The sequence below is a fragment of the Enterobacter cloacae complex sp. P27C genome (assembly GCF_014895705.1).
Lineage (GTDB): Bacteria > Pseudomonadota > Gammaproteobacteria > Enterobacterales > Enterobacteriaceae > Enterobacter > Enterobacter bugandensis.
In genome coordinates, this window is sequence record NZ_JADBQB010000001.1 from 50,132 (window position 1) to 74,702 (window position 24,571).

General features: G+C 57.1%; 21 protein-coding genes. 9 read left to right on the forward strand and 12 right to left on the reverse strand.

The annotated features are described in order from the left end of the window. Positions 1–42: 42 nt before the first annotated feature. Positions 43–483 (forward strand): type III secretion system invasion protein IagB, encoded by a 441-nt coding sequence (gene iagB / locus IM291_RS00275; RefSeq protein ID WP_155026717.1) that lies wholly within the window; start codon positions 43–45, stop codon positions 481–483. 133 nt (positions 484–616) lie between these two features. Next, positions 617–2,443, forward strand: a complete 1,827-nt coding sequence (locus IM291_RS00280; protein ID WP_048959680.1) for a chitinase — start codon at positions 617–619, stop codon at positions 2,441–2,443. Between the two features lie 111 nt (positions 2,444–2,554). Here IM291_RS00280 and IM291_RS00285 read toward each other — a convergent pair whose 3' ends face one another. The 4 genes from IM291_RS00285 to poxB form a co-directional block, all read right to left on the reverse strand. Continuing rightward, a complete protein-coding gene (locus tag IM291_RS00285; protein WP_028012536.1) occupies positions 2,555–3,568 on the reverse strand; it encodes an NAD(P)-dependent oxidoreductase in 1,014 nt (337 codons plus the stop codon). 91 nt (positions 3,569–3,659) lie between these two features. Beyond that, entirely contained in the window at positions 3,660–5,096 is a 1,437-nt protein-coding gene (locus IM291_RS00290) for an SDR family oxidoreductase (RefSeq protein WP_192985885.1), read from the reverse strand. Between the two features lie 10 nt (positions 5,097–5,106). Further along, positions 5,107–6,108 carry a low-specificity L-threonine aldolase gene (ltaE, locus tag IM291_RS00295; protein WP_192970845.1) on the reverse strand — a complete coding sequence of 334 codons (1,002 nt, stop codon included), beginning with the start codon at positions 6,106–6,108 and terminating at the stop codon, positions 5,107–5,109. Positions 6,109–6,146: 38 nt separating this feature from the next. Next, positions 6,147–7,865: a ubiquinone-dependent pyruvate dehydrogenase gene (gene poxB, locus IM291_RS00300; protein ID WP_192985886.1), complete on the reverse strand. Its 1,719-nt coding sequence runs from the start codon at positions 7,863–7,865 to the stop codon at positions 6,147–6,149. Between the two features lie 151 nt (positions 7,866–8,016). Between poxB and IM291_RS00305 the strand changes: the two genes are divergently transcribed. Then, entirely contained in the window at positions 8,017–8,451 is a 435-nt protein-coding gene (locus IM291_RS00305; protein ID WP_048999358.1) for a DoxX family protein, read from the forward strand. A 274-nt stretch (positions 8,452–8,725) separates the two neighbouring features. Here IM291_RS00305 and hcr read toward each other — a convergent pair whose 3' ends face one another. The 4 genes from hcr to aqpZ all read right to left on the reverse strand — a co-directional run bounded on the left by hcr (position 8,726) and on the right by aqpZ (position 13,277). Then, entirely contained in the window at positions 8,726–9,694 is a 969-nt protein-coding gene (gene hcr / locus IM291_RS00310) for an NADH oxidoreductase (RefSeq protein WP_192985887.1), read from the reverse strand. Positions 9,695–9,704: 10 nt separating this feature from the next. Next, on the reverse strand, positions 9,705–11,357 hold the full coding sequence (hcp, locus tag IM291_RS00315; protein WP_041910645.1) for a hydroxylamine reductase: 1,653 nt from the start codon (positions 11,355–11,357) through the stop codon (positions 9,705–9,707). A 144-nt stretch (positions 11,358–11,501) separates the two neighbouring features. Next, entirely contained in the window at positions 11,502–12,401 is a 900-nt protein-coding gene (locus tag IM291_RS00320; RefSeq protein WP_028012543.1) for a lysine exporter LysO family protein, read from the reverse strand. A 180-nt stretch (positions 12,402–12,581) separates the two neighbouring features. Next, positions 12,582–13,277 (reverse strand): aquaporin Z, encoded by a 696-nt coding sequence (aqpZ, locus tag IM291_RS00325; RefSeq protein ID WP_192985888.1) that lies wholly within the window; start codon positions 13,275–13,277, stop codon positions 12,582–12,584. 291 nt (positions 13,278–13,568) lie between these two features. On the opposite strand from aqpZ, the gene IM291_RS00330 reads away from it, so the two are divergent. Beyond that, a complete protein-coding gene (locus IM291_RS00330) occupies positions 13,569–15,227 on the forward strand; it encodes an ATP-dependent endonuclease (protein WP_192985889.1) in 1,659 nt (552 codons plus the stop codon). Here the strand turns inward: IM291_RS00330 and IM291_RS00335 are convergent. Then, entirely contained in the window at positions 15,224–16,180 is a 957-nt protein-coding gene (locus IM291_RS00335) for a VirK/YbjX family protein (protein WP_192985890.1), read from the reverse strand. The two genes, IM291_RS00330 and IM291_RS00335, sit on opposite strands and share 4 nt — an antisense overlap. 159 nt (positions 16,181–16,339) lie before the next feature. Between IM291_RS00335 and macA the strand changes: the two genes are divergently transcribed. Together macA and macB are read left to right on the forward strand one after the other, a co-directional pair. After that, positions 16,340–17,455, forward strand: coding sequence for a macrolide transporter subunit MacA (gene macA, locus IM291_RS00340; RefSeq protein WP_028012548.1), 1,116 nt, complete (start codon positions 16,340–16,342; stop codon positions 17,453–17,455). Continuing rightward, positions 17,452–19,392, forward strand: coding sequence for a macrolide ABC transporter ATP-binding protein/permease MacB (macB, locus tag IM291_RS00345; RefSeq protein WP_192985891.1), 1,941 nt, complete (start codon positions 17,452–17,454; stop codon positions 19,390–19,392). Before macA ends, macB begins: the two co-directional genes overlap by 4 nt. 70 nt (positions 19,393–19,462) lie before the next feature. Here macB and cspD read toward each other — a convergent pair whose 3' ends face one another. Further along, positions 19,463–19,684 (reverse strand): cold shock-like protein CspD, encoded by a 222-nt coding sequence (gene cspD / locus IM291_RS00350; RefSeq protein WP_006809408.1) that lies wholly within the window; start codon positions 19,682–19,684, stop codon positions 19,463–19,465. Positions 19,685–19,951: 267 nt separating this feature from the next. Between cspD and clpS the strand changes: the two genes are divergently transcribed. The 3 genes from clpS to IM291_RS00365 all read left to right on the forward strand — a co-directional run bounded on the left by clpS (position 19,952) and on the right by IM291_RS00365 (position 23,276). Beyond that, the gene (clpS, locus tag IM291_RS00355; RefSeq protein WP_006174393.1) at positions 19,952–20,272 is read left to right on the forward strand and encodes an ATP-dependent Clp protease adapter ClpS; all 321 of its coding nucleotides are present in this window, start codon (positions 19,952–19,954) and stop codon (positions 20,270–20,272) included. A gap of 27 nt (positions 20,273–20,299) precedes the next feature. After that, positions 20,300–22,579, forward strand: coding sequence for an ATP-dependent Clp protease ATP-binding subunit ClpA (gene clpA, locus IM291_RS00360; protein ID WP_028012550.1), 2,280 nt, complete (start codon positions 20,300–20,302; stop codon positions 22,577–22,579). A gap of 247 nt (positions 22,580–22,826) precedes the next feature. Then, on the forward strand, positions 22,827–23,276 hold the full coding sequence (locus tag IM291_RS00365; protein ID WP_192985892.1) for a hypothetical protein: 450 nt from the start codon (positions 22,827–22,829) through the stop codon (positions 23,274–23,276). A 70-nt stretch (positions 23,277–23,346) separates the two neighbouring features. On the opposite strand, the gene infA is transcribed toward IM291_RS00365, so the two are convergent. Then, positions 23,347–23,565, reverse strand: coding sequence for a translation initiation factor IF-1 (infA, locus tag IM291_RS00370; RefSeq protein ID WP_002211347.1), 219 nt, complete (start codon positions 23,563–23,565; stop codon positions 23,347–23,349). Positions 23,566–23,849: 284 nt separating this feature from the next. After that, the gene (gene aat, locus IM291_RS00375) at positions 23,850–24,554 is read right to left on the reverse strand and encodes a leucyl/phenylalanyl-tRNA--protein transferase (RefSeq protein ID WP_192985893.1); all 705 of its coding nucleotides are present in this window, start codon (positions 24,552–24,554) and stop codon (positions 23,850–23,852) included. Positions 24,555–24,571: the final 17 nt, after the last annotated feature.

Sequence of the window (24,571 nt, forward strand, 5' to 3'; positions counted from 1 at the left end):
ATGTTGGCCAGGAGAAATAACCGAAAATGTCAGCAGGTAAAAATGAAAAAGTTCATCTTGTTATTATTGATAATAAGCCACGGCGCACTGGCAAACTGTTGGAATAACGCCGCGCACTATTATCATGTCGATCCTTATTTGCTGTACGCCATCGCTAACGTTGAATCGGGGATGAACCCGTATGCGGTTGGGCAAAACCACGATGGCACTCGCGATGTGGGATTAATGCAAATAAACAGCTCGCACTTTACGGAGCTTGAGAGCAAAGGCATTGATGAATATCAGTTGATGGCCGAACCCTGTACCTCAATTATGGTGGGAGCGTCAATTCTCTCAAACATGATTAAGGTCTACGGCTATAACTGGGAAGCGGTGGGAGCTTATAACGCCGGGTTGAAAAAAGAGAATTATCCGCAGCGTATGATGTATGCCCACAAAGTCTGGAAAAAATATCAGGAATTGAAATTAGCAGCGCGTTATTAACGTTTTTTATTTTTGAAGAATTCCTTTTGGTGTTCTTCGAAAAGTGAAAACAGCTGTCTGTGGTTTATTTATTAATGGATTAATACATAAACCGGGATTCTTTTTTTAATCTTAACGAAACAGGAATATTGAAATGAACAAAAGGACGTTACTGAGTGTACTTGTTGCTGGTGCTTGCGTTGCACCTTTTATGGCGCAGGCTGCCTCTTTGCAGGCGACCACCGGCGAGCCGTACACCATGAAAGCCAGCGATCTGGCGAAGAAAGAGCAGGAGCTCACTAACTTCCCGCTGATGACCTCCGTTAAAGAGACGATTCAGACCCTTGATAACGCGCAGGTCGAAATGATTGAGCCAGGCCGTGCGGCGAACCCGGACAACGTTAAGCGCGTGGAAGGGATCGTGAAGGCCAGCGACTGGGATTATCTCTTCCCGCTGCGCGCTCAGGCCTATACCTACAGCAACTTCCTGAAAGCCGTAGGTAAATTCCCGGCGCTGTGTAAGACCTATAACGACGGTCGCGACAGCGATGCGATTTGCCGCAAAGAGCTGGCCACCATGTTTGCCCACTTTGCCCAGGAAACCGGCGGCCACGAAAGCTGGCGTCCGGAAGCCGAGTGGCGTCAGGCGCTGGTCCACGTGCGTGAAATGGGCTGGAGCGAAGGGCAGAAGGGCGGCTATAACGGCGAATGTGACCCGAAAGTATGGCAGGGCCAGACCTGGCCGTGCGGTAAGGATAAAGACGGCGACTTCCTGAGCTACTTCGGTCGCGGCGCGAAGCAGCTGTCCTACAACTACAACTACGGTCCGTTCTCCGAAGCAATGTACGGCGACGTGCGTACCCTGCTGGATAAACCTGAGCTGGTGGCGGATACCTGGCTGAACCTGGCGAGCGCGATCTTCTTCTTCGCCTACCCGCAGCCGCCAAAACCAAGCATGCTGCAGGTTATCGACGGCACGTGGCAGCCGAACGATCATGATAAAGCCAACGGTCTGGTCCCTGGCTTCGGCGTGACCACCCAGATCATCAACGGCGGCGTAGAGTGCGGCGGCCCGACTGAAATTGCTCAGTCTCAAAACCGTATTAAGTACTACAAAGAGTTCGCGAACTACCTGAAAGTGCCTGTTCCGGCCAATGAAGTGCTGGGCTGCGCCAACATGAAGCAGTTCGACGAATACGGTGCCGGCGCCCTGAAGATCTACTGGGAGCAGGACTGGGGATGGAGCGCGGATACGCCAGACGGTAAGACCTACTCGTGCCAGCTGGTGGGCTACCAGACGCCGTTCAGCGCGTTCAAAGACGGCGACTATACCAAGTGCGTGCAGAAGTTCTATAACGTCAATATCGTGAACGATGACGGCTCTGCCGTAACGCCGGACGAAACCCCGGTAACGCCAGCGCCAACGCCTTCAGAAGATGAAACGCCGGCACCAGCTCCAGCGCCAACGCCGGATGAAACCCCGGCTGAACCTGTTGCGGTGAACCACGCGCCGGTTGCGCAGATTGCGGGTCCAATCGGTGCCGTTGAAGCGGGCGCACAGGTTTCTCTGAGCGCGGAAGGCTCTACCGACGCGGACGGCAACAAGCTGACCTACACCTGGCATTCTCAGGATGGCCAGACTGTGACCGGCGAAGATAAAGCGGTGGTGACCTTCAAGGCGCCTGAGTCCGCAACGGCGCAGCAGATTGAAATCAGCCTGACCGTCAGCGATGGCGAGCTGAGCAATACCACCACTTACCTGCTGAACGTGAAAGCGAAAGCGGCAACGCCATCAGGTGACGAAGGTGCTTACCAGGCGTGGAGCGCGAACAGCAAGTACAACGCAGGTGATATCGTGAACAACCACGGTAAACTGTTCCAGTGCAAACCGTTCCCGTACAGCGGCTGGTGTAACAACTCCCCGGCATACTATGAACCAGGCGCAGGTCTGGCATGGGCTGATGCCTGGACGGCTCTGTAAAAGCAAACGGCAACCGAAAGGTTGCCGTTTTAGTATTTGCACTTTCCCCTCTCCCCGGAGGCGCGAGGGGATGTAGGCCCGGTAAGGCGAAGCCGCCACCGGGCAAAAAGGCTAGCGGTGCAACTTCCCGTGATCCCGTAACCACGCCGCCGTGCGCACAATGCCTTCATCCAGCGTCACAATCGGCTTATACCCCAGCTCAGTCTCCGCGCGCGTGATATCCAGCGTAAAATCAAAGTTAAGCTTCGATACGCCGTAGTGCGTCAGCGCGGGCTCTTTGGCGGATTTACTGCCAAAACGCTCCATGCTGCGGGCGATCATGTCCAGCATCGGGTAGGGCACGGAACGGATACGGCAGTCGATCTGCAGTTCATCAATCAGCCGCTGCACAATGCTGCGCAACGTGCACGGTTCACCGTTGGTGATGTTATAGGCGCGACCGGAGATAAGCTTATCGCAGTCCGGTTGGCTTGCCAGCCACATGGCGTGGACGGCATTTTCGTAATAGGTCATGTCCACCAGCGCATCGCCGCCGCGCGGCAGCAGCACGCTGCCGTAGTGGTGCATCATCTGCGCCAGACGCGGAATAAACACTTTGTCGTGCGGTCCGAAGAGGCTCTGCGGGCGCAGGACGGTAAAACGGGTATGCGGGTTTGACTGCGCCAGCAGATCGATCACCTCTTCGCTGGCCGCCTTGCTGCGGGCAAACTCGCAGGCAAAGCGAGCAGGGCGGAAATCTTCCTGCACGTCGCGATGGTGGTGATAATCAAAATAGAGCGACGGGGAGGATATATGGATAAAGTTACGCACGCCCCAGGCGACGGCCCATTCGCCCAGACGACGCGTGGCGCGCACGTTGGCGAGATCGAAGGCTTCCTGGGTTCCCCACGGGGAGGTAAAACTGGAGCAGTGCCACAGCGTGTCGATACCGGCGAGCATCACCTTCGCCTGCGAGGAGACCAGCTCCGTCAGGTCGGCATGGACGAACTCCGCGCCCATTTTTTGCAGCAGTTTCCCCATCGCTTCGTTGCGACCGGTGGCCCTGACGCTGATGCCCTTGTTGCGCAGAAATTCGACCGCATTTCGGCCTAAGCCGCTGGTCGCCCCGGTAACCAGTACCTTCATATCAATCCACTGTGTTGAAAAGAATTTCGTGCGCATTCTTTCGTGAATTACGATGTGTTGCAATGGGAAAGGTGAAAGAAAGAGGGTTTTATTAACTTATTTTCGTCTTTTGTTCTGCCAGTTGCGCAATGCGTTTTGCCATTCCCCGGAAGATAAACAGATGGGCGGGGATCATAAACAGCCAGTAGAACAGACCCGGCATCCCGTGTGGGTGCCACCAGGCGCGAACGTCCAGTTCCCGATGGTCGCCTTTGTCCTTGAGCGTAAAGCAGAGCCGCCCCAGCCCCGGCGCCTTCATGCCGAACAGTAGCGCCAGCTGTTTTTCCGGCTCGACGACGATCACCTTCCAGCTGTCGACCGCATCGCCTGGCGCAAGATACGGATGCGCCGGGCGGCCTTTCGCCAGCCGGTGACCGACCAGCAGATCCATCGCACCGCGCGTCTGCCAGAGGATATTGCCGAAGAAATACCGCTCTTTGCCGCCGATCTGGTTCACCACCTCCCACAGCGCGTGAAGGCTGGCAGAGGTTTTTACCGTGCAGCCCGCCTGCTTCGGGTAATAGCCGTACTCGGGGCGCCAGCGGGCAAAGGCCTGCGCGTCGTAGCCCCAGTCGCTGGAGTTCACCAGCTTCTCTTCTTCTTTCAGCGTATGGCGCACCGCGTCGTCAAAGCGGATCAGGTCCTGGGGAATTAAGGCGCGCAGCGCGCGATCGTCCGCCAGCAGATCGTGTTTTAGCCCTTGGATCAGTGCTTTGGCAGTCGTCGGGGGAACCGAGGTGATCACATTCAAAAACCACACCGATATCCAGCGGGTCGGGAAGGGAATGGGGATCAGCCAGCGGCGGCGTCCGCTGACGCGCATGAAATGTTCGAACTGCTCCTGATAGCTCAGCACTTCCGGGCCTGCCGCCTCCAGCACGCGGTGTTGCTCTGCCGGGTGATCCAGCAGGGCCACCAGATAGTGGAGCAAATTCTCCAGCGCAATCGGCGTGGTGCGCGAGCGCACCCAGCGCGGCGGGGTCAGCACCGGCAGGTTGTAGACCATATCGCGCATTACTTCGAAGGCGGCGGAACCCGCGCCGACGATGATCCCGGCGCGCAGTTCGGTGACGGGAATATTCGCCCCGCGCAGCGTGTCTGCCGTCAGTTGGCGGGCGCGCAGATGGTCGGACTGCTCGTGTTCGGGTGCCTGGAGCGAGCTTAAAAAAATCACCTGCTTAACCGGGGTTTGCAGCAGGGCATCGCGGACGTTCATCGCCACCTGACGCTCGTGGGCGATAAAATCCCCGCCTTCGCCCATGCTGTGGACCAGGTAGTAAAGCGTGTCGACCCCTTCCAGCAGCGCGGGGAGTTCCTTCGGCCAGTTGAGATCGACGTTGTGACAGGTCACGCCAGGCAAACCAAGCTTTTGCAGGCGCTCGGTATTGCGTGCCGCTGCCCGCACCTGATACCCCTGCTGGCTTAATGCAGTAGTGAGGTGCTGACCGATATATCCGCTGGCGCCAAGCACCAGAATATGTTGCGGCACGTGATACTCCTTAACCCTGTAAAAACGCCTGCCAGTGTTTCACCACGTCGGCCAGCTGTTCGCGGCTCACGTCGAGATGCATCACCAGGCGCACGACCGGGGAGGCGTTGATCAGCACGCCACGCGCTTTCATAAACTCACCCAGCGCAGCGGCGTGCTCGTCGCCCACGCGCACAAAAAGCATGTTGGTGTCGTGACGCATCACGTCCGCGCCGATCTCGCGCAGCTGCGTTGCCATCCACGCGGCGTTGTCATGATCGTCCTTGAGGCGCGCCACGTTATTTTTTAACGCGTACAGTCCCGCAGCCGCCAGAATGCCCGCCTGACGCATGCCGCCGCCTGTCATTTTACGCCAGCGGTTGGCGCGCTTGATGTAGTCTGCGCTGCCGACCAGCAGCGAACCCACCGGCGTGCCCAGCCCTTTTGAGAGGCAAATGGTGAACGAGTCGCAATATTGCGTTATCTCTTTCAGCTCGCAGCCATACTCCACCACGGCGTTAAAGATGCGCGCGCCGTCGACGTGCAGGCCGAGGTTGCGCTCGCGGGTAAACGCCCACGCCGCTTTCAGGTATTCGCGAGGCAGCACTTTACCGTTGTGGGTGTTTTCGAGGCTGAGCAGCCGGGTGCGGGCGAAGTGAATATCGTCAGCTTTGATTTTTGCCGCGACTTTATCCAGCGGCAGGGAGCCGTCCGGCGCGGCGTCAATCGGCTGCGGCTGGATGCTGCCAAGCACCGCCGCGCCGCCAGCTTCGTACAGGTAGTTATGCGCACCCTGGCCGACGATATACTCTTCGCCGCGCTCGCAGTGGCTGAGCAGTGCCACCAGGTTAGCCTGCGTGCCGGTCGGCAGGAACAACGCGGCCTCCTTGCCGCTCAGCTCTGCCGCATAGCGCTGCAGTTCGTTGACCGTCGGGTCATCGCCGTAGACGTCGTCCCCGACCGGGGCGGCCATCATCTCTTCGAGCATGGCGCGGCTCGGGCGGGTAACGGTATCACTACGCAAATCAATCATTTCACATCCCTTTATATTAAGAGGTCATGCGAAACGTTTTACCTGAGCCAGTTGGTTTTTGCCAGTTCGATCACTTCGTCACCGCGCCCGCTGATGATGGCGCGCAGCATGTAGAGGCTAAAACCTTTGGCCTGTTCCAGCTTGATCTGCGGCGGGATAGCCAGCTCTTCTTTGGCGACGACGACGTCAACCAGTACCGGACCGTCGATGGAAAAGGCGCGCTGCAGGGCTTCATCCACCTCAGAGGCTTTCTCCACGCGAATACCGGTGATGCCGCACGCTTCGGCGATGCGGGCAAAGTTGGTGTCGTGCAGCTCGGTGCCATCCGTGAGATAGCCTCCGGCCTTCATCTCCATCGCCACGAAGCCCAGCACGCTGTTGTTAAAGACCACGATTTTCAGCGGAAGCTTCATCTGCACCACCGACAGGAAATCCCCCATCAGCATGCTGAACCCGCCGTCGCCGCACATCGCCACGACCTGACGCTCCGGTGCCGTCGCTTTTGCCCCCAGCGCCTGCGGCATGGCGTTGGCCATTGAGCCGTGGTTGAACGAGCCGAGCAGGCGACGTTTGCCGTTCATCTTCAGGTAGCGCGCCGCCCAGACGGTGGGCGTGCCGACGTCGCAGGTAAAAATAGCGTCGTCGTCCGCAAAATGGCTGATCTGCTGCGCCAGATACTGCGGATGAATGGCTTTGTCGCTCGGTTTGGCGAGATCGTCCAGCCCCTTGCGCGCGTCGCGATAATCGCTCAACGCTTTATCAAGGAATTTGCGGTCGGTTTTCTCTTCCAGCAGCGGCAGCAGGGCGGCAAGGGTGGATTTAATATCGCCGATAAGCGCCATATCGACCTTGCTGTGCGCGCCGATGCTGGCCGGGTTGATATCAATCTGAATGATTTTGGCGTCCGTCGGGTAGAACGCGCGGTACGGGAACTGGGTGCCAAGCAGGACCAGCGTGTCGGCGTTCATCATGGTATGGAAGCCGCTGGAAAAACCGATCAGTCCGGTCATGCCCACATCAAAGGGGTTGTCGTACTCGACGTGCTCTTTGCCGCGCAGGGCGTGGACGATCGGCGCTTTAAGCTTTCCGGCAAATTCCAGCAGCTCTTTATGCGCGCCCGCACAGCCGCTGCCGCACATCAGGGCGATATTGCTGGAGTAGCGCAGCAGCTGCGCCAGCTTTTTCAGCTCCTCTTCGGCTGGCGTTACCACCGGCTGCGGGGCGTGATACCAGTGGGTGCTGGCCCCTTCAGGCGCAGCCTTGAGCGCCACGTCTCCCGGGATAACGACCACGGAAACGCCACGGTTTAGTACGGCTTTGCGCATGGCGATCGCCAGCACCTGCGGGATCTGCTCCGGGGATGAAACCAGCTCACAGTAGTGGCTGCATTCACGGAACAGCTCCTGCGGATGCGTCTCCTGAAAATAGCCGCTGCCGATTTCGGAAGAGGGGATATGGGCGGCAATCGCCAGCACCGGCACGTGGTTACGGTGACAGTCGAACAGGCCGTTGATCAGATGCAGGTTGCCAGGTCCGCACGAGCCTGCACACACGGCCAGTTCTCCTGTGAGCTGCGCTTCGGCACCGGCGGCGAAGGCAGCGACCTCCTCATGACGGGTCGGCATCCATTCGATGGTTTTCATCTTGTTCAGGCTGTCGCTAAGCCCGTTCAGGGAATCGCCGGTCACGCCCCAGATACGTTTTACGCCAGCCTGTTCGAGCGTTTTCGCTATATATGCAGCCACGGTTTGTTTCATGGTTGTCCGTCTCCTTTTTGTGATATCGCTTACAAGCTTAGAAGAAAGTCACTGTATTGCCCGTCAAATCCCCCCATTTAAAAGGTGCTTTTCATGCGCCACGCTTCGGCATAATCTGGTGATGTCTCAGTGAAAACAGGAATCATTTCAAATGGTTAAAACATTGTTAATTGCTGTTAATGAAAAGCTATCGTGCGACGATCTCGGCAAACTCTTGTTACGACTTGCCGTCGGTGGGCTGATGCTTTTTCACGGTTTGCATAAGCTGTTTGGTGGGGTGGGCTTTATCAGCGGCATGCTGGTAGAGAAAGGGCTGCCGGGATTTATTGCCTACGGCGTGTTGATTGGCGAAGTGGTGGCACCGATCCTGATTATTGTCGGGCTCTTTACGCGCCCGGCCGCGCTGGTGCTGGCGTTTACGATGATCGTGGCATGGCTGATGGTGGGAGTGGGTGAAACGTTCGCGCTCGATAAGGTTGGGGCATGGGCGATTGAAAGTCTGGTGTACTTCTTTGTTGGCTCGCTGGCGGTGGCGTGTTTAGGGGCAGGGCGGTTTGCGTTAGGGAAAGCGCCTGCGTGGCAATAAAGCTGGGTACTGAAAATATAAGGGTCTCTGGCCTCTTTTTATTGGTGGTTTTTAACTCTTTGATTTTATTAAGCGGAATTATTTGTGATGAAAAAGGGTTTAAGGGGTATTTTTTAGGGGAATTCTTTATCTGACAAGGTGATAGGTGTCGATTGTTCCAGTTCACTGCCGTACAGGCAGCATGCACAACGTAGGCCGGGTAAACGCAGTGCCACCCGGCAAAAAAGCCCGGTGGCGCTGACGCTTACCGGGCCTACGATCGAACGTTTATTGCTTATGCGAGGACCAAATCCCCCTGCGGGTGGCACGAGCACGCCAGCACGTAACCCTCGGCAATTTCCGCGTCGGACAGCATCATGGTGCTGGTGACGGTATATTCCCCGGAAACCACTTTCGTTTTACAGCAGCCGCACACGCCCGCACGGCAGGCCGCGACTACCGGCACCTTGTTGCTTTCCAGCGCTTCCAGCAGCGTGGTGCCCACGCGGCCAAAGAAGGTCTGTGCGGGCTGCAGTTTGGTGAACTGAATCCCGCTGGTTGCCGCTTCCGCCACCGGCGTGAAGAACCGCTCTTTGAAGAAGCGGGTCACGCCAAGCGCTCTAACTTCTTTCTCCACGATATCCATGTACGGCGCCGGGCCGCAAGTCATCACGGTACGGTTCGCAATGTCCGGCACGCTTTGCAGCAGCTCACGGCTCAGGCGACCGGGCACAAAACCGTGGGTCGCGTTGTGTTCCGCCACCAGCGTCACCGGATAATCACGCCACTCATCAGCAAAAATCACATCTTCCGGAGAGCGCACGCTGAAGATTGTCTGCACGTCGGCCTGCGGGCGGTTCTTCGCCAGCCAGCGGCGCATCGACATGATCGGCGTTACGCCACAGCCCGCCGCCAGCAGCAGGAATTTATCGTCTGCCTTGTCGTCACAGGTGAAATCCCCCTGCGCGTCAGACAGCCAGATGTAATCTCCGCGCTTCACGTCACGGGTCAGCCACTGGGAGCCTGCACCGTCATCAATGCGGCGGATAGTGAGCGTAATGTACTCGCTCACGCCCGGCGTGGAGGAGATCGTATAGGCGCGAAGCGTGTCCGCCGAGTTGCGAATGCTGACCAGCGCATACTGGCCCGCACGGTACGGATAGTAGTCGTGGCAGAGCAGCGACAGCGTCCACACATCCGGCGTCTCCTGATGGATGTGATGAACCTGCATCCGCCACGGACATTGTGAGGTTGGCATGGTCATGAATCGCTCCTTATGCGCTCAGCAGCTGCTTCATATCGTCTTCAACGTTGGTCACGGAACGCAGACCGAATTTTTCATTGAGCACCGCCAGCAGGTCCGGCGTCAGGAAGCCTGGCGCGGTCGGGCCGGTTACGATGTTGGTTACGCCCAAAGAGAGCAGGGTGAGCAGGATGACAATCGCTTTCTGCTCAAACCAGGAGAGCACCAGCGAGAGCGGCAGGTCGTTGACGCCGCAGCCGAGTTTTTCCGCCAGCGTGACCGCCAGAATGATGGCCGAGTAAGCATCGTTGCACTGGCCTGCATCAATCAGGCGCGGCAGGCCTTCGATGTTGCCGAAGTCCAGCTTGTTGAAACGGTATTTACCGCACGCCAGGGTCAGGATCAGGCAATCATCCGGCACGCTGGTAGCGAAATCGGTGAAGTAGTTACGCTCGCCGCGCGCGCCGTCGCATCCCCCAACGAGGAAGATGTGGCGCAGCTTTTCACGGCTGACGAGGTCAATCAGAGAATCTGCCGCACCCAGCAGCGTTTCGCGACCGAAGCCGACGGTGATCAGATGTTCGATTTCGCTGTACGGGAAGCCCGCCATCTGCTGCGCCTGCTCAATAACCGGACCGAAATCGTCGCCTTCAAGGTGGCTCACGCCCGGCCAGCCGACGATGCTGCGGGTCCAGATGCGGTCGTCATACGCGCCCACGGTAGGGTCGATGATGCAGTTTGAGGTCATCACGATAGGGCCAGGGAAGCGGGCGAACTCTACCTGCTGATTCTGCCAGCCGCTGCCGTAGTTACCCACCAGATGCTTGAACTTGCGCAGTTCCGGGTAGCCGTGGGCGGGCAGCATTTCGCCGTGGGTATAGACGTTAACGCCGGTGCCTTCGGTCTGCTTCAGCAGGTTGTAGAGATCTTTCAGGTCGTGGCCGGAAATCAGGATGCATTTGCCTTCGGTCGCTTTGACGTTGACCTGCGTCGGGGTCGGATGACCGTAAGTGCTGGTTTCACCGGCATCCAGAATGCTCATGACCCTGAAGTTCATCTGGCCGATTTCCATTGCGCACTCGAGCAGGGCGTTCATGTCGGAAGGCCAGGTGCCGAGCCACGCCATAATTTTGTGGTACTGGGCGTAAATGTCGTTATCTGACTTACCGAGAACGTGCGCGTGTTCCATATAGGCCGCTGCACCTTTCAGGCCGTACAGGCACAGCAGACGCAGGCCGAGGATGTTCTCGCCAATCGCCGCTTTGTCCTTATTAGGGGTAAATTCTGCGGCCTGGCGCTGTAGCTCGCCCAGGTCGTCGCTCACCAGCTGAAGCTCCGCCATTGGGTTGTCCACGCGGGCACTGGTATCGGCATTCAGGCACTGCGCTTTCAAAGCTTCGCGCAGGGCAATCGCTTCGCGGGCATAGCCGACGATGCGCGGAGAATCGAAGTTGACGTTAGTCAGCGTGGAGAAAAACGCGCGCGGCGCGAAGCTGTCGACGTAATGGTCGACGATGCCGTATTCACGGGCTTTGAAGGCCCAGGCGGAAAGACCATGCAGGGCGGCTATCAGCAGATCCTGCAGGTCTGATGTTTCTGCGGTTTTACCGCACATACCCTGCGCGTAAGAGCAGCCGTTGCCTGCCGGGGTACGGATGGTTTGTTCACATTGCACACAAAACATAATCACACCTGTAAAAGTTATATTTAATATACATGTTTAAGGGTATGCCTGTGCCAGAACGGTGAAAAGAGCTTTCTGCGACAAAATAGAGGGAGATTGATTTAGCGCAATTTTGGCGGCAGGAGCCCTACCGCCACAGAGGTATCAGGCAGAGAAAAACGCCATCAGGACGGGAACCAGCAGGCTCAAAATAAAGCCGTGAACGATGGCTGCGGGCACCATCTCCAGCCCGCCCGAACGCTGGAGGACCGGCAGGGTAAAGTCCATCGACGTGGCGCCGCACAGGCCCAATGCCGTCGAGCGGCTGCGGCGAACCAGACCCGGGATCAGCATGATGGCAATCAGCTCTCGCGCCAGATCGTTAAAGAAGGCAGCGCTGCCGATCACCGGGCCGAAGGATTCGGTCAGCAGAATACCGGAGAGGGAGTACCAGCCAAACCCGGAGGCCATCGCCAGGCCGGTTTTTAGCGGCAGATCGAGAATAAAGGCATTAATCACGCCCGCGACCATGGAGCTGACGACAACCATAACGGCAACGATCATTCCCCGACGGTTCAGGACAATCTGTTTCAGCGTCATGCCGTTATTTCGCAGCTGAATACCAATAAGGAACAGCAGGAAGATCAGGGTATATTCGCTGGCGTCCGTCGCGTGCTGCAAAAAAGTCCATCCGGTAAGGCCCAGAAGAAATCCAAGCACCACGACGCCGCAGAGCTTTAATGATTCCAGCGCCATTGCAATTCGGGAGGGAAGCTTTTCCTGGTGGTGATTATTTTTCCACGGAATAGTGCGTTCCAGCCACAGCAGGGCGGCAATATTGCACAGCAAAATAACCACCACGGTGACCGCAGAATAATGCAGGATGGAAAGTAAATTTGTCGCCAGATTATCCAGGAAGGCCAGGCTGATCCCCATAAAGAACAGAATGACGTAAACAATCCAGCTGAGAAAACGGTTAATAAGCTTTAAGGCCGATTCATGACGCAGCGGAATAAGATAGCCCACAATCAGGGGCAGCAGAATAATGAGGAGTCCTGAAAACATGAACAGCCGGTCCTTTTGAGTTTCTGTTAAGCGCCAGAGACACTACCCAATAAAGGCTGCTCAGTAAAGCGGCAAAAGAAAGCCGGGCGGCGGCTGCGCCTTACCCGGCTTGTGTCTATGTGGGGGTGCGGCCTGTTGCCCTCACCCCGACCCTCTCCCACGGGGAGAGGGAGGGAAAGATTAATCGCGTTTTTCCAGCAGAGTGCGGTACAGCACGCCGCCCAGAATACCGCCGACGATCGGCATCACCCAGAACAGCCACAGCTGCTCAAGCGCCCAGCCGCCCTGGAAAATGGCGACGGCGGTGCTGCGCGCCGGGTTAACGGAGGTGTTGGTCACCGGAATGGAGATCAGGTGGATCAGCGTCAGCGCCAGACCAATGGCGATGGGCGCGAAGCCTGCAGGCGCGTGTTTGTCTGCTGCACCGTGGATCACCAACAGGAAGCCTGCGGTCAGTACAATTTCAATTACAATGGCAGAAAGCATGGAATAACCGCCCGGAGAGTGTTCGCCGAAGCCGTTAGAGGCGAAGCCGCTGGCCGCCGCGTCAAAACCTGCTTTACCGCTGGCAATGACGTACAGCACGCCCGCCGCAATAATACCACCAACCACCTGCGCCACGATGTAGCCAATAACCTCTTTCGCCGGGAAACGCCCGCCCGCCCATAAGCCTAATGTCACCGCCGGGTTAAAATGACCGCCGGAAATATGCCCCACGGCGAAAGCCATGGTTAATACGGTTAAGCCAAATGCCAGCGCGACGCCGACAAAACCAATACCTAATTCCGGGAATGCTGCTGCCAGAACGGCGCTACCGCAGCCACCAAATACCAGCCAGAATGTACCAAAGCATTCTGCTGCCAATTTTCTAAACATAACCACCTCAAAATAATTTTCCACGCGTTTTCCCGCGCGCGGGATATATCGCCATAAAGGGATGACGACTCAAAGAGCCCGTATTTTAAAAACCAACAACATCCCTTCGCCACTTAAATAAATTCGGTTAATTTGATTTAAGGCAATGTGATGTTAATCCTTGTTCAAATCAGCGGTAAATAGAGCATAGTTCAAATCCCGCAAGGGTGAATGTTCTGCTGTCGTGCCAGGGTTCCTGCCGCTATACTGCTGATAACTTAAAGGAAAAAGTGATCATTTCGCGGGGGATCTATGCTTCTCGAACGTGTGGAAATTGTCGGGTTTCGCGGTATTAACCGCCTGTCGCTGCAGCTGGAGCAGAACAACGTCCTGATCGGCGAGAACGCGTGGGGTAAGTCCAGCCTGCTTGATGCGCTGACGCTGCTGCTTTCACCCGAAGACAAGCTGTATCACTTCGTCCACGATGATTTCTGGTTCCCGCCCGGCGATATCGCGGGCCGCGAGAAGCACCTGCATATCATCCTGACGTTCCGTGAATCCGAACCCGGCCGTCACCGCGTGCGTCGCTTCCGCCCGCTGTCGCCCTGCTGGGTGCCCTGCGACGACGGTTTCCACCGGATTTTCTATCGGCTGGAAGGTGAGATGGCGGAAAACGAGGGGGTACTGACCCTGCGTGAATTCCTCGATGAGAAAGCCAACCCGATTCCGCTGGAGAATATCGACGATCTGGCGCGTCACCTTATCCGCCTGACGCCGGTGTTACGCCTGCGCGATGCGCGCTTTATGCGCCGTATTCGTAACGGCACCGTACCGAATATGCCGGAGGTGGAAGTCACCGCCCGCGAGCTGGATTTCCTGGCGCGAGAGCTGGTGTCGCGTCCGCAAAACCTCACCGATGGTCAAATTCGTCAGGGGCTGTCGGCGATGGTGCAACTGCTGGAGCACTATTTTTCCGAGCAGGGCACCTCGGAGTCGCGCCATCGTTTGATGCGCCGCCGTTCTCATGATGAACAGCGCAGCTGGCGCTATCTCGACATCATCAACCGGATGATCGACCGGCCCGGCGGGCGTACCCATCGGGTGATTTTGCTGGGGCTGTTTTCAACGCTTCTGCAGGCGAAGGGCACCGTGCGTCTTGACCGGGATGCCCGCCCGCTGCTGCTGGTGGAAGATCCGGAAACGCGCCTGCACCCCATCATGCTCTCCGTGGCGTGGCACCTGCTGAATCTGCTGCCGCTCCAGCGGATTACCACCACCAACTCCGGTGAGCTGCTATCGCTGACGCCGGTGGAGCACATTTGCCGTCTGGTGCGCGAGTCCTCCCGCGTATCCGCGTACCGCCTCGGGCCCGGCGGGATGAACGCCGAAGACGGGCGGCGAATCGCGTTTCATATACGCTTTAATCGCGCCTCGTCGCTCTTCGCCCGCTGCTGGCTGCTGGTGGAGGGGGAAACGGAGACCTGGGTCATCAACGAACTGGCGCGCCAGTGCGGCCACCATTTTGATGCCGAAGGTATTAAGGTGATCGAATTTGCCCAGTCGGGATTAAAACCGCTGATAAAATTTGCCCGGCGAATGGGAATTGAATGGCATGTGCTGGTGGACGGCGACGAGGCGGGGAAAAAATATGCCTCAACCGTGCGCAGCCTGCTGAACAACGAGCGGGAAGAAGAACGGGACCATTTAACGATGCTGCCCGCGATGGACATGGAGCATTTTATGTACCGTCAGGGCTTTGACGACGTATTCCACCGCATTGCGATGGTGCCGGTCGACGTCCCGATGAACATGCGGCGCGTGATCGCCAAAGCGATTCACCGTTCGTCGAAACCGGACTTAGCCATTGAAGTGGCGGCGGAAGCGGGAAGGCGGGGCGTAGAGGCGGTTCCGACCCTGCTGCGGAAAATGTTCTCCCGCGTGCTGTGGCTGGCACGCGGAAGGGCGGATTAACGTTCGGTCGCCTGTTTCACCTGCTGAATCAGGCTATCCAGCAGCGCGTAGCGGCGACGGTATTCGGCGCGTTTCTTGCTCGCGATATCTTCTACGGGTTTACGCGGCATGGCAAGCGGCAGCATAAAGTGGCCGCTCTCCTGTTTTTCCCCACCGAGGGAACTCCAGAAGCCGTCGTAATCGGCCAGCAGTTTTCCCTCTTTTTTCTTGCGGTAGCGCCAGCTGCGATAAATATGGGTGGCATTACTGACGGCAACAATCTGCGCGACCGGGAATGCGGCGCCGAACGTCATGGCGGCTTCAACCAGCAGGCGTTTCGGGAACAGACCGTGGCAGGCCTTCGTCGCTTTCTGGATCAGCTCATGAGGAACATGCGCTTTCGCGCCCTGCAAACCGCCGATGAACAGCGTCGATTTTCCTTCAAACTGGCAGAGCGTAAAGGTTAGCTCCGCCAGCACCGTATTCTGAACGTCGCAGAAGGTAAGGGTCGCCTCTCCCTCTTTATCCAGGAACGCATCGGCACACAGGCGGACGGTAAATTGCTGTTCATCTTTCCCGGTTAAGGTCAGCAGCGTAGTCCCCTGCGTCGAAAGATAGCCCTTCAGGAGCGTGGCCGGGAGCTGGCGGCTCATGGCCTGATAGTGCCAGTTCAGGGATTCCAGCGCGTGCTGGCGATCCATCTTCACCGTCAGCCAGGGACGATGAAGCCGACACGGCAAACCGGGCTGCACCTGCAGCATCTGCATCAGACGCGGCTGCTTAGCGAGGTTTGTTAACAGGCGAGACGTGCTCACGGGCGTCGCCAGAGAACGCAGCATGAACTTACGGCGATAGGCGGGGTTCTGCCATGCAAGGCCGGGCGCGATCTTGCCGAACGCCAGGTTTTTGAAGAGTTGCCAGCCGGATGTCGGCTGCGTCAGGTTTGGAAGAGGTGTATCGACGATAGAAGACATGATAAATCCTGAGTCTTTTGGAATACCGCTATTTCAGCAGGGGAAATATCAACGTCTTGTAAACAAATTAGGGTGATTTCGGAGAACAGGGGTTTCGTTAAGGAGTCGTTTAGATAGAATCAACGTTTATTATTGCCAGAACATTTATTTGGAATATTTATGAACCTCAAGGGAAAACGCAGAACGCTGTTTCTGCTGCTGGCGCTGGTGATTGTAGCCGGTGGATTCTGGTTATGGCAGGTGCTTAACGCGCCTGTGCCGCAGTACCAGACGCTGATCGTTCGTCCGGGTGAACTGCAGCAAAATGTCCTTGCGACGGGCAAACTTGATGCGCTGCGCAAAGTTGACGTCGGCGCTCAGGTCAGCGGCCAGCTGAAAACGCTGTCGGTAGAGATTGGCGACAAGGTGAAAAAAGGCCAGCTGCTTGGCGTTATCGATCCCGAGCAGGCTGAGAACCAGATCCGCGAAGTGGAAGCGACGCTGATGGAGCTGCGCGCGCAGCGTGCGCAGGCGCAGGCAGAGCGTAATCTGGCGCAGGTGACGCTGACCCGCCAGCAGGCGCTGGCGAAAACCCAGGCTATCTCGAAACAGGATTTAGACACCGCCGCGACTGAACTGGCGGTGAAACAGGCGCAGATTGGCACGATCGACGCGCAAATCAAGCGTAATCAGGCCTCGCTGGATACGGCGAAAACCAATCTTGATTACACAAAGATCGTCGCGCCGATGGCCGGGGAAGTGACGCAAATTACCACGCTGCAGGGCCAGACGGTGATTGCCGCCCAGCAAGCGCCAAACATTCTGACGCTGGCGGACATGAGCACCATGCTGGTGAAGGCCCAGGTCTCCGAGGCAGACGTGATCCATCTTAAGCCGGGGCAGAATGCCTGGTTTACCGTACTCGGCGATCCGCAGACCCGCTACGAGGGCGTGCTGAAAGACATTCTGCCGACGCCGGAAAAGGTTAACGACGCCATTTTCTACTATGCGCGTTTTGAAGTGCCAAACCCGAAGGGCGTGCTGCGCCTGGACATGACCGCGCAGGTGCACATCCAGCTGACCGGCGTGAAGAACGTGCTGACCGTTCCGCTCTCCGCGCTGGGTGAATCCGCCGGGGACAATCGCTACAAGGTGAAAGTGCTGCGCAACGGTGAAACGCGCGAGCGCGAGGTGGTGATTGGCGCGCGCAACGACACCGACGTGGTGGTGGAGAAAGGGCTGGAAGAGGGCGAGGAGGTTGTTATCAGCGAAAGCCTGCCCGGAGCCGCTAAATGACCGCGCTGCTTGAGCTGAAGGACATTCGTCGCAGCTATCCGTCCGGCGACGACCCGGTAGAGGTGCTGAAAGGCATCTCCCTGAGCGTGGAGGCGGGCGAGATGGTAGCGATTGTAGGCGCGTCGGGTTCCGGTAAATCGACGCTGATGAACATTCTCGGCTGTCTGGATAAACCCACCAGCGGTACGTACCGCGTGGCCGGGACGGACGTCTCGACGCTCGACGGCGACGCGCTGGCGAAGCTGCGCCGGGAACACTTTGGCTTTATTTTCCAGCGTTACCACTTGCTCTCTCACCTGAGCGCGGCGCAGAACGTGGAGGTTCCCGCGGTGTATGCGGGCGTTGAGCGGAAGAAACGCCTTGAGCGCGCGAAGGCGCTGTTAACGCGTTTGGGGCTGGCGGAGCGGGTGGAGTACCAGCCGTCGCAGCTGTCCGGCGGCCAGCAGCAGCGCGTGAGTATTGCCCGCGCCCTGATGAACGGCGGGCAGGTGATCCTCGCGGATGAACCGACCGGGGCGCTCGACAGCCACTCCGGCGAAGAGGTGATGGCGATCCTGCACCAGCTGCGCGATCAGGGCCACACGGTGATTATCGTTACCCACGATCCGCAGGTGGCAAAGCAGGCCGAACGCATTATAGAGATCCACGACGGCGAGCTGGTGAGCAACCCACCGCCGCGTGAGTCCCGCGCGGCGGCACCGAAGGAAGCGCTGCCTGCGTCGACCGGCTGGGCGCAGTTCTCCAGCGGCTTTCGTGAAGCGCTGACCATGGCCTGGCTGGCGATGGCGGCCAACAAAATGCGCACCCTGCTGACCATGCTCGGCATCATTATCGGTATTGCCTCGGTGGTGTCGATTGTGGTGGTGGGCGACGCGGCCAAGCAGCTGGTGCTGGCGGATATCCGCGCCATCGGGACCAACACCATTGACGTCTATCCCGGCAAAGACTTCGGCGACGACGAGCCGCAGTATCAGCAGGCGCTCAAGTATGACGATCTGGCGGCGATTCAGAAGCAGCCGTGGGTGAACTCCGCCACGCCTGCGGTCTCGCAAAACCTGCGTCTGCGCTACGGCAACATCGACGTGGCGGCCAGCGCCAACGGCGTGAGCGGCGACTACTTCAACGTCTACGGCATGACCTTCAGCGAAGGGGCCACTTTCAACGCCGAGCAGCTGGCGGGGAGGGCGCAGGTGGTGGTGCTGGACGCCAACTCGCGCAGGCAGCTTTTCCCCAATAAAGCGAACGTGGTGGGCGAAGTGATCCTCGTCGGCAACATGCCTGCCACGGTCATTGGCGTGGCGGAAGAGAAGCAGTCGATGTTCGGCAGCAGCAAAATCCTGCGCGTCTGGCTGCCGTATACGACCATCTCCGGGCGGATTATGGGCCAGTCGTGGCTTAACTCCATCACCGTGCGCGTGAAGGAGGGCTACGACAGCGCGCTGGCGGAACAGCAGCTGGAACGGCTGTTAACGTTGCGCCACGGGAAGAAAGATTTCTTCACCTGGAATATGGACGGCCTCTTGAAAACGGCGGAAAAGACCACACGTACTCTTCAGCTGTTCCTGACGCTGGTGGCGGTGATCTCGCTGGTCGTTGGCGGTATCGGGGTGATGAATATCATGCTGGTGTCGGTAACTGAACGCACCCGGGAGATTGGCATCCGCATGGCGGTCGGGGCCAGGGCCAGCGACGTGCTTCAGCAGTTTTTAATTGAAGCGGTGCTGGTATGCCTGGTGGGCGGCGCGATGGGCATTGCGCTCTCGATGATGATTGCCTTTGCGCTCCAGCTTTTTTTACCCGGCTGGGAGATTGGCTTCTCGCCGATGGCGATACTCACCGCGTTTTTGTGTTCCACCTTTACCGGGATTTTGTTTGGCTGGCTGCCTGCGCGCAACGCGGCGCGGCTGGATCCGGTGGACGCGCTGGCTCGGGAATAACCCGAAAATAAAAATGCCAGCCGATCGGGCTGGCATTTTGACTGCGTGATGTACACAATAAAACAGAGAGCTATGCAACCGTTTCTGCTTCAACGGGTACGATTAGGCTTGCATGATTGCCTTTTGGTCCCTGGTGTACATCGAACCGGACGGACTGCCCGGCTTTGAGCGTCCTGTAACCATCCATCTGAATGGTGGAATAGTGAGCGAAGATATCTTCGCCGCCGCCTTCGGGGCAGATGAAGCCAAACCCCTTGGCGTTGTTGAACCACTTAACAGTACCCATTTCCATGCTTCGACATCCTTCGTAAATCTTATAAATTAAGATGGAATGAACCGGTGGTGGAGTGGGGGCTGTTCAAAACCTCGCCATCTCACGCTTGTACAATTTAGATAAACGAAAGACGTCGTCAAGCGTTTGGCGCTGGAGTTGGGACAATAATCAACCAAAGTTTGAAGCAGTTAACGCTATTGCAACAGTTTGTGACAGACATCGCGGATGACAGTAATAGATGATTGTTATCTAACATCTGAGGTAGATTCAAAGTGGTTATGCAAAATGGGTAAGACCAACGACTGGCTGGATTTTGACCAGCTGGCGGAAGATAAAGTGCGCGACGCGCTAAAACCGCCATCTATGTATAAAGTTATGTTAATGAACGATGATTACACGCCGATGGAATTTGTTATTGACGTGCTACAAAAGTTCTTTTCTTATGATGTAGAACGTGCAACGCAACTGATGCTTACCGTTCATTATCGTGGCAAAGCTATCTGCGGCATTTTTACCGCCGAGGTGGCGGAAACCAAAGTGGCGATGGTGAACGACTATGCGAGGGAGAACGAGCATCCGTTGCTGTGTACGCTGGAAAAGGCCTGATAAGGCATAAAATTGGGGGAGGTGCCTATGCTCAATCAAGAACTGGAACTCAGTTTAAACATGGCTTTCGCCAGAGCGCGTGAGCACCGACATGAGTTTATGACCGTCGAGCATTTACTGCTCGCACTGCTTAGCAACCCATCTGCCCGCGAAGCGCTGGAAGCCTGCTCCGTGGATCTGGTGGCGCTACGTCAGGAACTCGAAGCCTTCATCGAACAAACCACACCGGTGCTGCCAGCCAGTGAAGAGGAGCGCGACACGCAGCCGACGCTCAGCTTCCAGCGCGTGCTGCAGCGCGCTGTATTCCACGTCCAGTCTTCCGGACGTAGCGAAGTGACTGGCGCAAACGTCTTAGTCGCCATCTTCAGCGAGCAGGAGTCACAGGCTGCCTACCTGCTGCGCAAACACGAAGTCAGCCGCCTCGACGTGGTTAACTTTATTTCTCACGGAACGCGCAAAGACGAGCCTAACCAGGCATCGGATTCCAGCAATCAGGTCAATAACAATGAAGAGCAAGCAGGCGGGGAGGATCGTATGGAAAACTTCACCACCAACCTTAATCAGCTTGCTCGCGTTGGCGGCATCGACCCGCTGATTGGCCGCGATAAAGAGCTGGAGCGCGCGATTCAGGTGCTGTGCCGTCGCCGCAAGAACAACCCGCTGCTGGTGGGCGAGTCAGGCGTGGGTAAAACGGCGATTGCCGAAGGTCTTGCCTGGCGCATTGTGCAGGGCGACGTGCCGGAAGTGATTGCCGACTGCACCATCTACTCGCTGGATATTGGCTCGCTGCTGGCGGGCACTAAATACCGCGGTGATTTTGAAAAACGCTTCAAGGCGCTGTTAAAACAGCTGGAGCAGGACACCAACAGCATCCTGTTTATCGATGAGATCCACACCATCATCGGCGCAGGTGCGGCCTCCGGTGGCCAGGTGGATGCGGCAAACCTGATCAAACCGCTGCTTTCAAGCGGCAAGATCCGCGTGATGGGCTCCACGACGTACCAGGAGTTCAGCAACATTTTTGAGAAAGATCGCGCGCTGGCGCGTCGTTTCCAGAAAATCGACGTCACCGAGCCGTCGGTTGACGAAACGGTGCAGATCATCAACGGCCTGAAAACAAAGTACGAAGCGCACCACGACGTGCGTTACACCGCGAAAGCGGTGCGTGCGGCGGTGGAGCTGGCGGTGAAATACATCAACGACCGTCACCTGCCGGATAAGGCGATTGACGTGATTGACGAGGCCGGGGCGCGTGCGCGCCTGATGCCGGCCAGCAAGCGTAAGAAAACCGTTAACGTGGCGGATATCGAGTCCGTGGTCGCCCGCATCGCGCGTATTCCTGAGAAGAGCGTTTCTCAGAGCGATCGCGATACGCTGCGTACCCTCGGCAATCGCCTGAAAATGCTGGTCTTTGGTCAGGATAAAGCCATTGAGGCCTTAACCGAAGCGATCAAGATGGCCCGTGCTGGCCTGGGGCATGACCACAAGCCCGTTGGTTCCTTCCTGTTTGCCGGCCCGACCGGCGTGGGGAAAACCGAGGTGACGGTTCAGCTCTCCAAAGCGCTGGGCATTGAGCTGCTGCGCTTTGATATGTCCGAGTATATGGAGCGTCACACCGTCAGCCGTTTGATTGGTGCACCTCCGGGCTACGTGGGCTTTGACCAGGGCGGCCTGCTCACCGACGCGGTGATCAAGCATCCGCACGCGGTACTGCTGCTCGATGAAATCGAGAAAGCGCACCCGGACGTGTTCAACATCCTGTTGCAGGTGATGGACAACGGGACGCTGACCGATAACAACGGGCGCAAGGCGGACTTCCGCAACGTGGTGCTGGTGATGACCACTAACGCCGGGGTACGTGAAACCGAGCGCAAATCCATCGGCCTGATCCACCAGGATAACAGCACCGATGCGATGGAGGAGATCAAGAAGATCTTCACGCCGGAGTTCCGTAACCGTCTGGACAACATTATCTGGTTCGATCACCTGTCTACCGAGGTGATCCATCAGGTGGTGGATAAGTTCATCGTCGAGCTGCAGGTTCAGCTGGATCAGAAAGGCGTCTCGCTGGAAGTGAGCCAGGAGGCCCGCAACTGGCTGGCCGAGAAAGGCTACGACCGCGCGATGGGGGCCCGTCCGATGGCGCGCGTGATTCAGGACAACCTGAAGAAACCGCTGGCGAACGAGCTGCTGTTTGGCTCGCTGGTAGACGGCGGTCAGGTGACCGTGGCGCTGGACCAGGCGAAGAACGAATTGACGTACGATTTCCAGAGTGCGGCGAAGCACAAGCCGGAAGCGGCTCACTGAGTTGTAAGGTAGGTCTTAAAAACCGGGCTATAGCCCGGTTTTTTTATGCCTGCTTTTCTCCCTATCCCCGTGGGAGAGGGCAGCAGGCCGCAGAGGAATTTTGCGAGGCGCTTTCCAGTTTCTTTCGAAGTCAGTTGCTGGATAAATCCACAGTAATAAAATGGCGGCGCACCTGCAAAATCAGGTGCCGGGATTGGCGTCCTGAAAGTGTGTGCACAGATAATCTTGCGTGCATAAAGGATCACATATGACTAATATTAATAGCTTCGCCCAACTCTACACCGAACTCTCCCTCAACCCCGATCTCCCAACCCTTGCAGAGCGCTGCCAACTGCTCACCGAAATCCTGCTGGATTGCAAATCACTTCCGCAAACGCAGCCCGTTTGCCGTTGTCTCGGAGCCTACCTGGAAGAGGTGAAATCCGGCCTCACAGAATCAATGCGTGATTTTCAGGTGGTGGAATTTGAGGAAGAAGCGGAACAACCGCGACAAAAAGAGTGGTTGCTTGAAGATACAGAAACGAAATGTGACTACTGCCGGGCGTTGAATCATGTGCTGCTGGTGTCGCATTTTGACCGTGATATGCTGCCGCACCTGACGGGATTACTTCATGACATGGCTCATTCTATGGCGGGGGATTTAATCGCTCCTGTACAACCATGGATGACAATACATCTTCCGAAGCAGCAACACTAACGCCATAAATAAAAAAGGCCGGGATTAACCCGACCTTTTATATATTCATCTGCCATTACAGGCGAAAAAATTAGCGACTACGGAAGACAATGCGGCCTTTGCTCAGGTCGTACGGGGTCAGTTCAACAGTCACTTTGTCGCCCGTCAAAATGCGGATGTAGTTTTTGCGCATTTTACCGGAGATGTGCGCAGTTACCACGTGACCGTTTTCCAGCTCTACGCGAAACATGGTATTAGGCAACGTATCAAGTACGGTACCCTGCATTTCAATATTGTCTTCTTTGGCCATCTAATCCTCTGGGGTATCACTACCAAGTTTTGAACCGGCAAGATAATGCCGAAATTCATCAATTAAGTAAAGAATTGCGCGATTAAAACGCAGCAAAACAGTTTCGGCGCATTGCCCAAGCGTCACGGTACAACCGAACAGGAAGCGCATTCGTAAAGGGGAGACAACAGGATAAACGTCAGGACGTTATCTGAAGCGAGGGTCCCAAACGGCGGCGGGGCAACAGGCAGAAGCTACTCTGCGGCATAATTATAACACCCTCACAAAAAATATGCGGAAAACATTTAAGCATTGGGCATAAAGAGCATTCTGGGGATCCAGAAGTCGCGCGGGAGCTTCTCCTGACGGCAGGCGTCAAGATGCTCAATATACTGTCGTCGCGGGATGTCAACTGCACCGAGAGAAGCCGTGTGCTCGTTGAGCACCTGACAATCGATCAGGCGTCCGCCGCGCTGGGCAAAGGCCTCGCAGAAGACCAGCAGCGCGGTTTTCGAGGCGTTAACCGCACGGGAGAACATCGATTCGCCGCAAAACAGCGTCCCTTGCGCCACGCCGTACATGCCGCCAACCAGTTCCCCCTTTTCCCAAACCTCAATGGAGTGGGCGTAGCCAAGCTCATGGAGCTGGTGGTAGGCGTTGACGATATCGCGGGTGATCCACGTCCCTTCATGGCGATCTTCGGCACAGCCTTCGATCACCTGCCCAAAGGCGTGATTCAGCGTGACGCGATATGGGGATTTAGCATGGAAACGCTTCATGCTGCGGCTCAGATGGAACTGCGCTGGCCACAGCACGGCGCGCGGGTCGGGAGACCACCATAAAATCGGGTCGCCGGGAGAAAACCACGGGAAGATGCCGCGCTGGTAGGCCATTAATAGCCGCGCAGGGCTAAGGTCACCGCCAAGGGCCAGCAGCCCGTTGGGCTCACGCAGCGCTCCCTCCGGCGAAGGAAACGCGATGTTATGACGAGAAAGCTGGACCAGGCGCATGACAGCAAAACTCCAGT